We start from the raw sequence: 14,328 nt of genomic DNA on the forward strand, positions 1-14,328 counted from the left end.
AGAGTGTGGTAAATATGTCAAAAGTTCTTTATGTAACAGCAAACCCAAAATCAGTAGATCAATCATATGGATTGCGTTTAGGCAAATATTTTACCGAGCAGGTAAAAACTAAAAATGGTAATGTAATCATTGAACATGTGGATTTGTTCAAAGAAGATATTCCCTTTGTTGATGCGGATGTATTGAGTGCGCGGGAGAAGTTAGCTTCTAATGAATCATTAACCACAGAAGAGGCGGAAAAAATTAGGCGTATAGATCAGATTCTCGATCAGTTTTTAAGTGCAGATTCAATTGTATTTGTAACGCCATTGTGGAATTTTACAGTACCTGCATATATGAAGGCTTATCTTGATTGTTTATGTCTAGCAGGTAAAACATTTAAATACAAGTATAACGGAGTGACAGGTTTAATTACAGGTAAAAAGATTTTACATATACAGACTATCGGTGGTGTTTTCTCAGAAGGGCCTTATGCAGAATATGAAATGGGAGATCGCTATGTTAAATCGATAATGGCTTTCATTGGACTTACTGATTATCAAAAGGTAGTCATGGAAGGTACGAATCAGTTTCGAGATCAAATCGATCAATTATTCGAAAAAGCGAAGCAACAATTAGATGTGCAAGTGGAACAATTTGTGTAAAAAATAAGTAAATTAAAGGTAACTACTCAGCATCTTGGAAATGATATTGTCTGAGGGCAACTAGGATTAGAGAATCCAATGAACAATCAGTGATATCTTAATAAAAAGGAATGGAGATTAAAGTTGCCATTTCTGTAAATTTATGATATGATTTTTTATCATAGAATCATATACACAATTAACTTTTTCATAAAAATTACGCTCGGAGTTCGGGTCAACTTGATGCGAAGTTTCAAATACCAACACGCGATTTTCGCTTATAGGTAAATAAAAATTATTGGAGTGAACCTACCATGAAAGAAGCCTTAGTAATAATTGATATTCAAAATGATATAACAAAGAATTATAAGGAGATAATTGATAATATAAATCAAGCTATTGATTGGGCAGATAGTAATGATAGACATGTTATTTATATAAGACATGAAAATTTATCAGCCGGCACGAGGATTCTTAAACCCAATACATACGGGTCTGAATTAGCTTCAGACTTGAAAATAGTATCAAAAAATGTTTTTACAAAATACAAAGGAAACGCATTAACCAGTGAAGAATTTGCAAACTTTATTATTAATAATGACATAAGTGAGCTCTACATAGCAGGAGCAGATGCTACAGCTTGTGTTAAATCGACTTGTTATAATTTATGTAAGGAAAATTATGAAGTTACTGTATTATCAGATTGCATTACCAGTTGGGATAAAAAGAAAATTCCCGAAATGATACAATATTATGAAAGTAAAGGCAGTAAAATAATTAGTTTGAATGATCTGATAGGGTCTGTCTAATAATCCCGTTAAAAAACGAGGGCATGACCCTCGTCAAGCTGTCGAGAAAGTCTCGGCAGCTTTTTTTAGTGCGCCCAGCATGGGCGCTATCTCTAAGGTTCAAGTCCCGAATGGTGAAGGCAGTAGTACCCATAGCTTAAGGTAAGGGTGTCCATTGTGATGTGGAATCTGAAGGAAGCCAGCGGCAAATCTCCGGTCTGAGGGACACGAACTTCATATAAGGCTAGCGTATGTTGGATGAGGTTGCTAAACAAACCAAAGCCCATACTGCCGAAGGCATACGAGAGTAAATGAAGCAGATAGATGGAGAGGAAGATAGCGTTCTTACCTGGGGGAGATCTGTACATAAGCAACGACAATGTTGTAAGCACGACTGTGAGGGTGTGTTGAATGTACAGAAGTCAGCAGAGGTCATAGTACGCTGGCTGTTGCAACAGTTTGCGGAAGGACTGAATATGAAATAGGAATGTGTAAGCTTGGCGTTCGAAGATAGGCGATGAGAGCAGACAATTCGAAAGGACATATCTCAGGAAAGTAGCGGTGAATACGCGAGGGTACTGGGAAGGGCTGAGTCTATCAGCGGCACAAAGAGAAGAAACATTCACGTAAGAAGTGTACCTCAAATGATCGAGCAAGTATTGTCACGAGCCAATATGCTATCGGCACTAGCACGTGTCGAAACGAATAACGGAATCCATGGCGTAGATGGAATGTCGGTAAAAACCTTACGCGAACACATCGTACAAAACTGGCAAACGATTCGTGAAAGCATCATAAACGGAACTTATGAGCCAAGTCCAGTCCGTCGGGTCGAAATCCCGAAACCGAACGGCGGGATAAGGCTCTTAGGCATACCTACTGTGACAGATCGACTTATTCAGCAAGCGATCACTCACGTATTAGCCCCTGTATTTGACCCGAAGTTCTCTGAACATCGTTATGGCTTTCGTCCACAAAGGCGAGGTCATGATGCGGTAAGGAAAGCACAAGCCTTAATACAAGAAGGTTACCGAATCGTGGTAGATCTGGACTTGGAGAAATTCTTCGACCGTGATCATCATGACAGATTGATGGCGAGACTAGCAGAAAAAAAAATAACGGATAAACCGTTATTGAAACTGATCCGCAAGTATCTGCAATCAGGGGTGATGGTGAACGGACTCGTAGAACCAACGACCGAAGGGGCACCGCAAGGAGGTCCACTTAGTCCACTGTTATCGAATATTATCCTAGACGAACTGGATAAGGAACTGGAAAAGCGCAGCTTGCGTTTCGTTCGCTATGCGGACGACTGTAACATCTACGTGAAAACGTGGAAAGCAGGAAAGCGAGTGAAAGAATCGGTGACGCAGTTCATTGAGAAGAAGCTAACTGAAGATAAACCAAGCGAAAAGTGCGGTTGACCGTCCATGGAAACGCAAGTTTCTAGGATTCACATTTAGCTGGGATAAAGCAAATCCGAAGGTGCGAATCTCCAAACCATCCCTGCAACGTGTAAAGGCAAGGATCAAAGAGATGACATCACCATGATGAGGTAAAAGTCTTCATGTTGTTTTGTTAAATACATATGTACAAAATACGAGTTTTGTGTAAAAGTAATGAATGAACAAAGTGAGATATCAAATTTCCCATCTATCCATGTAATATCTTGTACGTTGAAGCAAAACTACTCTAATCATGCCTTTACTCGTATCCGCATCGGATAATCTGCCCCTGCAATCTCAGATAAACGTAATCCTGAACCCAATATAAGTGTAATAACTGCAGTATCACGTTCTCAATTGATTAAATGGAAATTATAGTGCTTTTTATTTGATTTATTAATGATTCCATAACTATGTGCTACAAATTCACTGAGATTTTCAAAGTCATCAACGTCTCTTAATATTTTACCATTGATACGTTCTGTAGTTGTTGCTTGATCCTTCTTCTAATCGACATTTTGCGTCATTTCAATCTCAATGCTTAGTAACGTATTTGCGTTAAGATGCACAAAAAGTACAGAGGTCTAACATTAATAAGGCTAGGAATGAGTTCACAGATTCCTCTGTTTCTCATTCCTAGCCTTTTGTTTGAATGGAATACATTTTCTATTACGTTACGGCTCCACTATTTTAATACTGTTTAACGATGAGAATAAAAGAATAACTTATGTGTAGTTTTTGCCTAAAGTAGAACTAGCATCGAGGAACAACTGGGCCATCAGAACCTGTATTCACATAGGTGTCAGAGATATATCCCCAATAACCGTTATAATAAGCAAGATTCCATATGTTGCTTGTACCATATTTCCCTGTTACAGTTTGGCCGTTCTTGTAACAGTCTACATATACATCTTGTCCGCTAGGAACAGCAACTACAATACCAAATCCTGTACCAGGTCCTGTGCGGAGATTAACCGGTGATCCAGAGTTCGTGTTTACTTGATACCATCCTGCTGCCGCATAAATAGAGGTTGCGAAAAGTAAAGAAACAATCGCTGCTATCACAGTAACTTTCCATTTTTTCGATATTGCCATGGAAACACACTCCCTAGAAATTTAGTTTTTGTTCATACAAATTCCAATCAAAAAAACCTTATAGTGGAGCCGTGATCATAGTATATTGTATTTGTAAAAATTTACAATAGTATTTCAGGATGATATCATTTAGACCTATCCGAGTTACTATCCTATTTTAAATAGTTACAAATTATTTCCTTATTATTCATTTTTCACCTCAAATATTGATTATTAGGTTAGTTCACCGGTCTCAAGGACTTTACCCCCGAGTTAAGGTTTTTGACCGTAGACTAAGACCTAGTAGAACTTTAATCCGCCTGATAACCATACTTTTGCGCATGCAATAGGGCCTCTGCTGATTATTGCGGATTCAGCAGAGGCCCTAACATTAATTCATCAATTTCTTTTGATTTCTTTATTTCATAATTATCCCGATTGGGCCAACTACCATTCATTGATATTGTATCTATTACTCATTCAAAAAGGTTGTGACCCGATTTTGGATCAGTCTAGCAGCTTCCTCCGCGGACTTCTGGCCGCTGAAATAAGCGTGGGACTCCTCACTTACAATGGCAAGCACTTTTCCGTCGAGAAGCAAGTGTGGGTTCGCCATTTCAAGAAGCTGCGTAAACCGAGTAATTTCCTCTCCCTCCGCCTTAACGAACTGACCGTCAGGCAGTTGGTAGGTACCCGCCTTGATTTGCTCTTTGATCTCGTTCAGCTTCTGTTCGTTCACCGATTTGAGCAGTGAAAATCCGCTGCGTTCCGGTATCAACTGCCCCTCCTCCGACAGGAGGAAGCTGAGTAATTTCCAAGCCTCCGCCTGTAGAGGCGTTTTCGCCCAAATCGCTAACTCGGAGGACGGTATGATCCGCATCGTCGTGCTGGACTGTTCTTTGTTGTGCGGTTTTTGCAGCAACCGAGGGTGATCAAACAGCGTATGCGTTACGTTAATAACGTCAGAAGGCTCACTTATTACTGCAGAATAGAACAATTGCTTATCAAGCTCCGCTGGTTCTGCGGTCATCAGCCCTTCATCGTACATGTTGTTCACCTGATTCAGTAAAGCCACGAATTCAGGGGTATCGAACTTTGCCTTTTTTGCTGCCTTATCCACGTATAAGCTGTAACTGTCGATAGTCATTTCCTGCACGAGCATATCCGGCGTATAATCAGTCATTCCATACAAGTTGTCTTTTCCCTGCTTCAGCTCCTTAACAATGTCGGCAAAATCTTGCCAGGTCCAGGTCTGCTCATTAATGTCGGAGCTCTTCAACATCTCACCATTCCCAATAAACGCTCTCAGGGAAAAGCCGGTCGGAATCGCATACGTTCCGCCCTCTTTCTTGTTGGGCTTTAGTACATTCATGTACATATTGTCTTGCTTCAGAATTTCGTCCTTGTTCATTAAATCTTCCATATTTAGAAGAAATCCTTTCTCGACATATTGCTCAGCAGGTAATAAACCTAGTTCGAGAACATCCGGTCCTTTCCCCGATAGTAAAGCCGTATTAATTAACTGACGGTATTCCTCCAATTCCCCGGATTTACTCTCTTCTCCAGCCTGCTTATGTGCCTGAATCTGAAGATCGATGTTCGGATGCTTAGCCTCGAATTTTTTCTCCAACGCCGTATAGAAAGGTGTCGACTCAAAAATGGACAGAGTGAGTACGTTTTTACCATTTTCTGTTGTCTTGTTTTTCTCTCCCGTTACCGCGTTTTTCTCACCAGCCTTGGTCCCTTCTCCTCCTGAGCTACAAGCGGTCGTAGCCGCCATCATGATTGCCGCTAATACCACTGTCAAACCTAATCTTTTAATCATTGCTCCATACCTCTCATCTTTGTTTATATTTTTTACAACAATAGAATTTATAAGATTCCGATACATTCGGATGAACAAATTCTATTTGGCGATAAAACCTACCTTTAAACGCGGTCTCTCGTCTCTAAATGCACTAGATAGAGGTTTTCTCATTGGAGACGAATCCGGTTCCCGTCCTGCAGCGGCTCGCTACTTTCCATAATGATCAGATCCCCTTCATATAGTCGATCTGCCGGAATCATCGTCTCTCGATCCGTAGACTCGCTTGCCTCAATCGTAACCTTGCGAGCCACAAACTCATTACCCAAAGCCCCTCGTTGCTTCTCCACCTTGAATAAAAATCGTTTTTCTCCTACCCGATGAATAGCCTCGTTCGGGACAAGCCATCCCTTCCCGGACGAAGTCCGCTCTAGCTTGACCGAAACCTGCTCACCCCCTTTCAGAGTGGCATCGTCCACATGGATGCGCAGCTTCTTCTGCAGATTCACCGCAGGTGCTGCGGCGCCACCTTCAGGCAAGCCTGCGATCTGCGAGCCCGCATCGGTGATATCATGGATTGTTCCCTCCATCGGGCGGGCCGGCTGTTCTCCCTCAGCTAGTACTTTTAGCTCGACAGACTGCTTAACTGCAAGGCCTAAGCTGTCAATAAGGGATCTATCGGCATCGATATCCAGCCAATACCCTAAGTCACTGTTCGAGATTACGATATCTGGTTGGCTGGTGGAAGCAAGACCTTCTACTGCGTTTAAATCCATTACAATCCCATCAAACGGGGCGGCAAGCTCTCTTTGCCGATTCAATTGCTCTCGGAGTCCGTCGATTTTCCGCTGTTGCACCGATATATCGATATTTCGCGTTGTCAGTTCGCGTTCAGCTTTCCCTGTAGCGGACTCGCCCCCTTCAACTATCGACAATTTGAGCTGGTCCTGTACGTCTTCCAGCGCGATTGTCAGCTTCGTAAGCTGCGCGATCTCATTCTCCAGTTCCCTCTCTGCGGAGGTGCTGTCGTATAAAATGAGATTCTGCCCTTTCTTAACAACATCCCCTTCCTTCACAAGAACTTGCCGTACTTTCCAACCGGCTGGATTTGGCAACTCCGCTTGATTAACAGGCTGTAATATACCGCTGCCTTCCAACTTATAAGCAATTCCTCCGCTCGCCGCGAGTTCAGCATTTACCTTCGGCAAAGTAACTGACTGCAGCGTATTGCTGAAAAGAGTGAAGAACAGCAACAATCCGATCAACAGCAGCAACACGGTGGAAATCCATTTTTTTCGCTTACGATCAACCTGCTCCTTCGATAGCTCCATCCCTTGACCTTCCCCTCCTATCCCTTGATTCCAGACAATTGAACGCCTTCGATAAAATACGTCTCCGCATATAGGAACAACAACACCATGGGGGACATATACAACACGGAAGCGGCAAAAACCATATCCCATTCACCACTTAACCTCGATAGCAATACCGATAAAGGCTGCTTGAATGGATCGTTTATAAAGATCAGCGGCTGCTCGACCATATTCCAATAATCAACGAATAGCAATATCACCAGTGCAGCAAGTCCTGGCTTGACCATCGGAATGATGACCGTCAGGAATATCCTAAGATGGCCAGCCCCGTCTATTTTGGCAGCTTCAATGTAGGCGTACGGAATATGCAGCATAAACTGTCGGAGCATAAATACACCAAAAGCGGCAAAGACGCCCGGAAGGATGACAGCTCCCGAACTATTCAGTAAGCCCATCTTATCTGCGATAATATAGTTTGGAACCAGTGTCACCTGAAATGGCATCAGCATTGTTATCAAATACACCAGAAACAGAGAATCACGACCACGGAAATTCAGCTTCGCAAAAGCATAGGCTGCCAGTGCCGCAACTACCATCTGTCCAATAATGATTGGCACAACCAAGCCAACTGAATTCCAAAACAGTAACAAATAATTAGGTGAATGCACCAGCAGCTCGCTGAATTGCTCCAAGGTCACCTTGTCCGGCAGCCACTTCATATTGACAAACGTATCGGCACCCGTTGATGTCACTTCCGTGAGTTTCCCAATGACACCGTAGTTAATTTTTAACTCCTGTTCAGTCATCAGCGAATTCGTGAAGGTAATGACGATCGGGAACAGTAGCAGCAATCCAATCATCCCCATTAACGCCGTTAGTATTACTTTATGTATTCTTGTAATGACTCGCAAAGCTCCACCCCCTACTCCATGAACTGTCGATACCGGCGCTCCATCCCGAACAGCCCAAGAACGATTACCATGATGCCGCACACCATCAAAGCGGCCGCCGCCGTCAACTTCTGAATGTCTAGTGACACGAACATGTTGTTCATGTAATGCTGTAGCATGTAGATACTGTCATGCGGATAATCACCAGCCAATAAATACGTCTCCCGGAACACTTTGAAGGAATTAATGATCGACATAATGACTACAAAAAACGTTGTCGTGGTCAAATAGACTAGTGTAATCCCAAAAAACTGGCGAAAACGACTTGCACCTTCAATTTGCGCGGTTTCGTAATAATCCTTTGGGATTTGCTGGAGTCCTGCTAGAAACAAGATGACGTTGTACCCGATGTTTTTCCACAGATACACCGCTATGACCACATTCCGGGCTGAATCAGTCTTCATCCAGTCCACACGGTTGATGCCGAACCAACTGAGCGCGTAGTTCAAAGCCCCGTTCCAGTCAAAAATCATCTGCCAGATAATAATGACAGAGGCCACCGGAACGACAAGCGGTAATACAAAGGAGGTTCGCAACCATTTTCGGAAGTATATTTTCCGGTTCAGCAACAACGCAAGTCCCAGTGACAACGCCAGCATAAGCGGAACGCTCACCGCGCTGAAATAAAAGGTGTTAGAAGCCGCTTTACGAAAGGAATCGCTAGCTAGCAGCTCCCGGTAATTCGAAAGACCCGCAAACCTTTCCCCAGAGGCGCTACTCATGAACGAATACATAACCCCCATGACAAACGGGATCAGATAGAACATGGCAAAACCTGCTGCACTTGGCGCGAGAAACAGCCATGCTGCCGTAGCATCTCGGCGCAGCCACCAAGTCATGCGTAGCGGAGCGCGCAAAAAAACCCACTTCTTCATCTTTCAGTCCTCCTGCCGTTGATGCTCTAAGCATAGGCCAGACTGTTAAAAAAAGAAGCGGGTTAATTCTTAACTTTTCCTAAAATGGATTCATTTAAATAGATGAGATCAAGTAAGGCAATCGCACCTCGAATTCGGTACGAATGCGGTCGCTTTTTACCGATATGGTGCCTTCGTGCTGTTCTACAATGTTCTTGGCGATAAACAAGCCAAGCCCGGTGCTCCCTTCCTGTTGGGTTCGCGCACGATCCCCGGTAAAAAACATGTCAAACACATGCGGCAACTCGTCAGGCGGGATAAACTTGCCGTAATTGACGATTTGAATGACGACCTGCTCTTGCTCCTGACTGCCACGTATATCAATATATTCGCCGTCTTTACCGTAACGACTGGCATTAGACAGCAGATTCTCGAACACGCGTGCGAGCAAGTCACCTTCACCAGATACCATTAGATTTGGAGCTATAGCTAGGCGAGCGGTCAGCCCGTTTTTTTCGAATACCGGATACATTTCTTCGTTTAATTGTGTTAATAGCTCGCTCAGATCGAGCGGTGCTTGGCGGATATTTTGCTTTCCGTAATTCATCCTCGTAATTTCAAACAACTCGTCGATCAACTTCTCGAGTCGCTGCGATTTCGTGAAGGCAATCGTCGTGTAGTACTTCATTTCATCAATGGTCAAATCTTTGCCTTTAAGAATAAAATCCAAATACCCGATGACAGAAGTCAGCGGGGTTCTCAAATCATGGGCAAGGTTAAGCACAAGCTGCTCCTTGCTGTTCTCGGCGAAATCTCCGCGTTCCACCGCTTGCTTCAGCTTTTCGCTTGCCAAGTTTATGTCCCTAGCAATATCCCCGATTTCATCATTTGACCGGATATCGACCCGATAGGAGAAATCTCCCCCAGATAACTGGTTGATCCCGCGGGAAATTTCCCGGAAATATGAAACATAACGCCGGGTTAACAAATAGAAGTAAAAAAACGAAATCGGGAAGAAAATGATCAGAAACGTGTTAATATCGCCAATATCTCGAATAACTTCGCGAACTCGGAACATAGGACTATCAAAGAGCTGCGTATAATAATACTGCTGCAACATTAAGTAAATCAGAAAGGTAGTAGCGGCAGATAGCAGCATGCTGAACCCGAATAGACGGATCATTTGAAAACGGAAGCTTCGAAAATTGAGTTTAGCCATTGAATGTATAACCTACACCCCAGACAGTCTTAATCAGCTTGTTCTTATTCTGGTCCTCCCCAAGCTTTTTACGCAACGTTCGAATATGCACCATTACTGTATTCCCGCCTTCAAAATAGGCCTCGCCCCACACTTGCTGAAAAATATGCTCCGTGCTGAATACCTTCTTCGGATGGCTGGCAAGTAGCACCAATATATCAAACTCTTTGGGCGTAAGGTCTACCCGGTTGCCGTACAAGAATACCGTTCGCTGTTCGGGATAGATTACGAGTCCTCCCGCCTCCAGCATAGACTTATCTGCTTGAGTTGCCATTGAAGGATTCAACTGAATGAAGCGACGCAGTTGGGCGTTCACCCGTGCAACCATTTCCATAGGGTTAAACGGTTTGGTAATATAATCGTCAGCACCGAGAACCAGACCGGTGATCTTATCCAGATCTGTCGCCTTGGCACTTAAAAAAATAATCGGCAGATGATAGCTCTCGCGAATTAACCTGGCCAACTCGTACCCGTCGATTTTGGGCATCATGATATCTAATATCGCCAAATCCACGGACTGCGTCCGGATTATGTCGATGGCCTCTTGTCCATCAGCGGCTTTCAAGCACCGGTAACCCTCTTTGACCAGATGCAACTCAATCAAATCTGCGATTTCTGCCTCATCATCCGCAATTAATATATTGATCGATTTCATGGTGTTCTCTCCTCGCGCAGTAGTAACTTTTGAAGTCATTTTTTAATCATTTTCCAATAAAGGTTTAAACTCCAATTTGACATATTCTTTAATGGATTCCCAGTTAAAATGTGTAATTTCACATGTTCGTTTCATTCGATACACAGCGGAAGGTGATGACAACTGCTCGGCATATCGCGTAGCCGAGAAGTCCTCCTAAGGAATTGAGCAACAAATCATCAACGTCGAATTGGCCAATCATGAACAAAAGCTGAGCTATCTCCAAGCTCAAGCTTAAGAAGAGTGAACAGACCCATATTCTCACTCCGGCCATCCTCTCGTGATCGAATAGTAGTCCGAGCAAAATGCCGAGCGGTATAAAAATCACCACATTGCCAAGCAGGTTAACAATACTGTGGCCGTTTATCGAATGCAGCGATCTGGAGATTTCTCGGAATGGAATTATATTGCCTGTATCCAGTTGCCGGGAAAGCAATCCGGGCTGCTGAAGCCCTGCAAGCAGACGGCCCCAAAGAAAACCTAGGTCCAAGGAGTGAAACTTCAATAAGATAATTTTGACCAGCATTATTAAATAAAGACCAAGCAGGATTCGGAGACTTAGTATGCTCAGCCGACCTCTTCTTCTTGCTTTCGTTTTGTGATTGACCCTTGTATATCTCATTATCTCGGTGGCTGGCACCACGCCCACTTTTGTAATCATTCGTCCTGCTCCCCTCATTATCCTGCTGATTTGCGAATCGTAACGATAACACCATCTTGATTATTGCCGGAAATCTCATATTCGCCTTGCACTGGCACAGCGATCGTGTGATTTCCGGTCACTTGATAGTAAAAGACTTGATAGTTATCCTCCCCGATCGTTGTACTTACCGACTTCTGTTCCTTCAGAAAATCCAGATACTCTTCCAAAACGAGATTCTTCTCCCACATAATTGCGCTATGCGGCAAACCGACATAACGGAAATGCCACGGTTCAAATTGAATACCTGTCACTGCTGTTTTATCTTCGGGATAGCGTAAAACAAATCCGTATTTCCAAGAATGATTCTTTAGCCATTCACCCTCCGGCGCATGACTCATTTGGGCTTGTGAAGAGCCGATATCCATCGATAAACCGAGGTTGTGCTCACTATACCCCGCTGGCAAGGCAAGCTCCGCTCCCTTCGTACGATACAGTTCCTCCTGCTTGACTTCGTTTCGGTATCCGCTGGTAATCAAGAAATGAACGACTCCTTCCTCGGCTGCGTCTTTGACCATGGCCCGGAATTTGTCCATCATCCATGGCGATAACTCAACAGTGTTATCAATCACGCCGAAGAAACCATCGATTAGCTCAGGGTTTCTGACCAGACTTACCGCTTCCATCTCAGGGTTTAAACCATCTGGAACGGGATGGTCCTTGTTAACGAGCAATAAATCCCCTTGGAATATCATTTCTTGTGATACTTCTAATGTAAAACCGTCTGTTTGAGAATTCGTTTCAGCCATATTTGTACTTTCCATACGTAGTTTCGATTCATTGGGTAAACCGCTCATATCCGTCTTAAATTTATTGAATCCATAGCCCAGCAGCAATAAAACAAAAAAACAAAAAAACCATTTCTTCATGCTCCAGCTTCCTCCTGCTTCTTTGTATATTAGAAGGATAGAGGAAATTGTTAAAAATGAAATGGTGGCAAACTTAAAGTTTTTCTTAAATTGAAGAGCGGGCTTGTTAGTAAGCAGATTATTCCCAGTACAGCTCGTACAGCTTCTGCGCGACATGGCCGGCCTTGTGCACGAATCTATACATTATCTTGACATCCTGCAACAAATTATCTTAATGACACAAAAACCCTTTAGGAATGCATGAGAAGCGCATTTTCATGGGTGGCGCTACGAATATTAAAGGCATTAATGTTGTTGTCGACTTGTGTGCAGAAGCAACGCAATGTGTTTATTTAGGATGCAAAACTACTCCATATTGTACCAGAAAATCCTATATTATCTGAAAAGTGTCCAAAAAAAGTAGGGCTTATGAATCACCCTGAACTAATTAAAATAAGTTTAACTCAACGAGGCTGCCGTTCAATACCGATAGCCTCGTTGAGTTGTTTCTTACGTGTCGGATGGCTAGAATCTATACCGATTTATCTACCTGTCTCATCTACTAAACTTCGAGATGTTATCCTTTATATAACTTGGTACAAGGACCCTTATATTCGTATTTATTTCATTAATAGTAAAGGTAGTATCTCAAAACCAATTACTTAAGTTAGAGATTTCTTTTCATGTCAAAAGTAATATCCCGAATTTTCTATATTTATCAGTTCTATCATTTCAGTTGGTATCCAACAATCAGAGTGAAGAATTTATAAGGCTCCATTCTTCCAGCTACGAAAATTTCCAACTGTCATAAAAGCGCACTTCCCTACCCCCTATGCAATTTGTATGATAAGAAGGTGCGCAGATACAGGCCTTGTTCCTCCAGCAAGAGGGGTCATTGTTAGAGCTGTGGAATTGCCGGCTGGATTTCTTACAGTTAGTATTGAATTGATGACTGTCGTTTGCACAAAACCCATTCCTGGCATTTGAGAAGTACCTGTTGCTCGCCCGACTACAGAATCCGTTAAGTCAGCGCCATTAAGAGTTAATATCATTTGGCCTGGTTCGTTCATACTCCCCTGAAACATGACTAAATAGGTACCAATTGCAGACAAGTTAAACGAACTGGGACCAGTACGGATAATAGTAGCCCCACCAGCGGGGCCGTCACGTGGAAAACTTACGTCTGTACCGGGAGCAACTGTCGTTGGGTTATCAGGAGGCATCAAGGCAAAAAAATCAGCAAAGTTTAGTATATTCCCGGTTGTACCTGTAGCACCAACATCCCCGGTCGCTCCGGTGACTCCAGCAGCTCCTGTTGCTCCCGTAGTTCCAACATCCCCGGTCGCTCCGGTGACTCCAGCTGCTCCTGTTGCTCCTGTTGCACCAACATCCCCGGTCGCTCCGGTGACTCCAGTAGCTCCTGATGCTCCCGTAGTTCCAACATCCCCGGTCGCTCCGGTGACTCCAGCTGCTCCTGTTGCTCCAACACCCCCGGTCGCTCCGGTCGCTCCAGCAGCTCCTGTTGCTCCCGTTGATCCTACTGGACCACCAGATGGCCCCGTAGCACCAGTAGCTCCGGTTGGGCCAGTTAAAGAGGGAGCTGATAAGATGTTCTCTAGTTTAAACTGGAGGAGCATTTCTTTCTTAATTATTTCCTGTATAGTGTTTTTAACGCTTTCATCTACAGCAAGTAAGTCACTAATGGTTGCTGGAGTAGCTAGCCCTGGTAACGTACCAACGGCATATTGTATTTTTTCTGCTTCGGCATTAATAATGTGTCCCAGTCCTAATTCCTCGATGGCAATCGATGCCAATAATAGATTCAATGCATCATCTCTAGTAATGGTAATACTAGGGGTAATATTGGGGATATTTGATTGAGACAATTGGTATCACCCTTTCATACTTATATAAATTATCCTTTATATCATATGCGCTGGACAAAATGAAGTTCCTATCAAATTAAAAAGGAATGAG

13 protein-coding genes and 1 pseudogene are annotated in these 14,328 nt (G+C 43.3%); 3 read left to right on the top strand and 11 right to left on the bottom strand.

Features of this window, described 5'->3' with window-relative positions:
• Positions 1-14: 14 nt before the first annotated feature.
• Positions 15-644, top strand: coding sequence for an FMN-dependent NADH-azoreductase (locus I6N90_RS00910; protein WP_197933647.1), 630 nt, complete (start codon positions 15-17; stop codon positions 642-644).
• A 293-nt stretch (positions 645-937) separates the two neighbouring features.
• Complete coding sequence (locus I6N90_RS00915) at positions 938-1,432, top strand: isochorismatase family cysteine hydrolase (RefSeq protein ID WP_197933648.1); 495 nt, start codon at positions 938-940, stop codon at positions 1,430-1,432.
• 92 nt (positions 1,433-1,524) lie between these two features.
• Here the strand turns inward: I6N90_RS00915 and I6N90_RS24595 are convergent, their stop codons facing one another.
• Positions 1,525-1,779 (bottom strand): hypothetical protein, encoded by a 255-nt coding sequence (locus tag I6N90_RS24595; protein WP_232242465.1) that lies wholly within the window; start codon positions 1,777-1,779, stop codon positions 1,525-1,527.
• 276 nt (positions 1,780-2,055) lie between these two features.
• Here I6N90_RS24595 and ltrA point away from each other — a divergent pair.
• Positions 2,056-2,956 (top strand): annotated as a pseudogene (gene ltrA, locus I6N90_RS00925) (group II intron reverse transcriptase/maturase); the annotation flags it as partial.
• Positions 2,957-3,609: 653 nt separating this feature from the next.
• Here the strand turns inward: ltrA and I6N90_RS00930 are convergent.
• The 10 genes from I6N90_RS00930 to I6N90_RS00975 form a co-directional block, all read right to left on the bottom strand.
• Positions 3,610-3,951, bottom strand: coding sequence for an SH3 domain-containing protein (locus I6N90_RS00930; RefSeq protein WP_197933650.1), 342 nt, complete (start codon positions 3,949-3,951; stop codon positions 3,610-3,612).
• A gap of 451 nt (positions 3,952-4,402) precedes the next feature.
• Positions 4,403-5,833 carry an extracellular solute-binding protein gene (locus tag I6N90_RS00935; RefSeq protein WP_232242466.1) on the bottom strand — a complete coding sequence of 477 codons (1,431 nt, stop codon included), beginning with the start codon at positions 5,831-5,833 and terminating at the stop codon, positions 4,403-4,405.
• A 71-nt stretch (positions 5,834-5,904) separates the two neighbouring features.
• Positions 5,905-7,065: an efflux RND transporter periplasmic adaptor subunit gene (locus tag I6N90_RS00940; RefSeq protein WP_197933651.1), complete on the bottom strand. Its 1,161-nt coding sequence runs from the start codon at positions 7,063-7,065 to the stop codon at positions 5,905-5,907.
• A gap of 17 nt (positions 7,066-7,082) precedes the next feature.
• The gene (locus tag I6N90_RS00945; RefSeq protein WP_197934742.1) at positions 7,083-7,913 is read right to left on the bottom strand and encodes a carbohydrate ABC transporter permease; all 831 of its coding nucleotides are present in this window, start codon (positions 7,911-7,913) and stop codon (positions 7,083-7,085) included.
• 56 nt (positions 7,914-7,969) lie between these two features.
• On the bottom strand, positions 7,970-8,872 hold the full coding sequence (locus I6N90_RS00950; protein WP_232242467.1) for a carbohydrate ABC transporter permease: 903 nt from the start codon (positions 8,870-8,872) through the stop codon (positions 7,970-7,972).
• Between the two features lie 94 nt (positions 8,873-8,966).
• A complete protein-coding gene (locus tag I6N90_RS00955; protein ID WP_197933652.1) occupies positions 8,967-10,070 on the bottom strand; it encodes a sensor histidine kinase in 1,104 nt (367 codons plus the stop codon).
• Positions 10,063-10,764, bottom strand: a complete 702-nt coding sequence (locus I6N90_RS00960) for a response regulator transcription factor (protein WP_197933653.1) — start codon at positions 10,762-10,764, stop codon at positions 10,063-10,065. Before I6N90_RS00960 ends, I6N90_RS00955 begins: the two co-directional genes overlap by 8 nt.
• A gap of 118 nt (positions 10,765-10,882) precedes the next feature.
• Entirely contained in the window at positions 10,883-11,425 is a 543-nt protein-coding gene (locus I6N90_RS00965) for a VanZ family protein (RefSeq protein ID WP_197933654.1), read from the bottom strand.
• Positions 11,426-11,481: 56 nt separating this feature from the next.
• Positions 11,482-12,372, bottom strand: a complete 891-nt coding sequence (locus tag I6N90_RS00970; protein ID WP_197933655.1) for a M15 family metallopeptidase — start codon at positions 12,370-12,372, stop codon at positions 11,482-11,484.
• Positions 12,373-13,181: 809 nt separating this feature from the next.
• Positions 13,182-14,177 carry a collagen-like protein gene (locus I6N90_RS00975; RefSeq protein ID WP_232242468.1) on the bottom strand — a complete coding sequence of 332 codons (996 nt, stop codon included), beginning with the start codon at positions 14,175-14,177 and terminating at the stop codon, positions 13,182-13,184.
• Between the last annotated feature and the right edge of the window lie 151 nt (positions 14,178-14,328).

The sequence above is a fragment of the Paenibacillus sp. GSMTC-2017 genome (assembly GCF_016019935.1).
GTDB lineage: Bacteria > Bacillota > Bacilli > Paenibacillales > Paenibacillaceae > Pristimantibacillus.

What these genes read in the sequence shown, in the direction of transcription:
- I6N90_RS00960 (WP_197933653.1), bottom strand. Translation starts at nt 10,764, where the DNA reads ATGAAATCGATCAATATATTAATTGCGGATGATGAGGCAGAAATCGCA.
- I6N90_RS00955 (WP_197933652.1), bottom strand. Translation starts at nt 10,070, where the DNA reads ATGGCTAAACTCAATTTTCGAAGCTTCCGTTTTCAAATGATCCGTCTA.
- I6N90_RS00930 (WP_197933650.1), bottom strand. Translation starts at nt 3,951, where the DNA reads ATGGCAATATCGAAAAAATGGAAAGTTACTGTGATAGCAGCGATTGTT.
- I6N90_RS24595 (WP_232242465.1), bottom strand. Translation starts at nt 1,779, where the DNA reads ATGTACAGATCTCCCCCAGGTAAGAACGCTATCTTCCTCTCCATCTAT.
- I6N90_RS00970 (WP_197933655.1), bottom strand. Translation starts at nt 12,372, where the DNA reads ATGAAGAAATGGTTTTTTTGTTTTTTTGTTTTATTGCTGCTGGGCTAT.
- I6N90_RS00940 (WP_197933651.1), bottom strand. Translation starts at nt 7,065, where the DNA reads ATGGAGCTATCGAAGGAGCAGGTTGATCGTAAGCGAAAAAAATGGATT.
- I6N90_RS00910 (WP_197933647.1), top strand. Translation starts at nt 15, where the DNA reads ATGTCAAAAGTTCTTTATGTAACAGCAAACCCAAAATCAGTAGATCAA.
- I6N90_RS00965 (WP_197933654.1), bottom strand. Translation starts at nt 11,425, where the DNA reads ATGAGATATACAAGGGTCAATCACAAAACGAAAGCAAGAAGAAGAGGT.
- I6N90_RS00945 (WP_197934742.1), bottom strand. Translation starts at nt 7,913, where the DNA reads ATGGGGATGATTGGATTGCTGCTACTGTTCCCGATCGTCATTACCTTC.
- I6N90_RS00915 (WP_197933648.1), top strand. Translation starts at nt 938, where the DNA reads ATGAAAGAAGCCTTAGTAATAATTGATATTCAAAATGATATAACAAAG.
- I6N90_RS00950 (WP_232242467.1), bottom strand. Translation starts at nt 8,872, where the DNA reads ATGAAGAAGTGGGTTTTTTTGCGCGCTCCGCTACGCATGACTTGGTGG.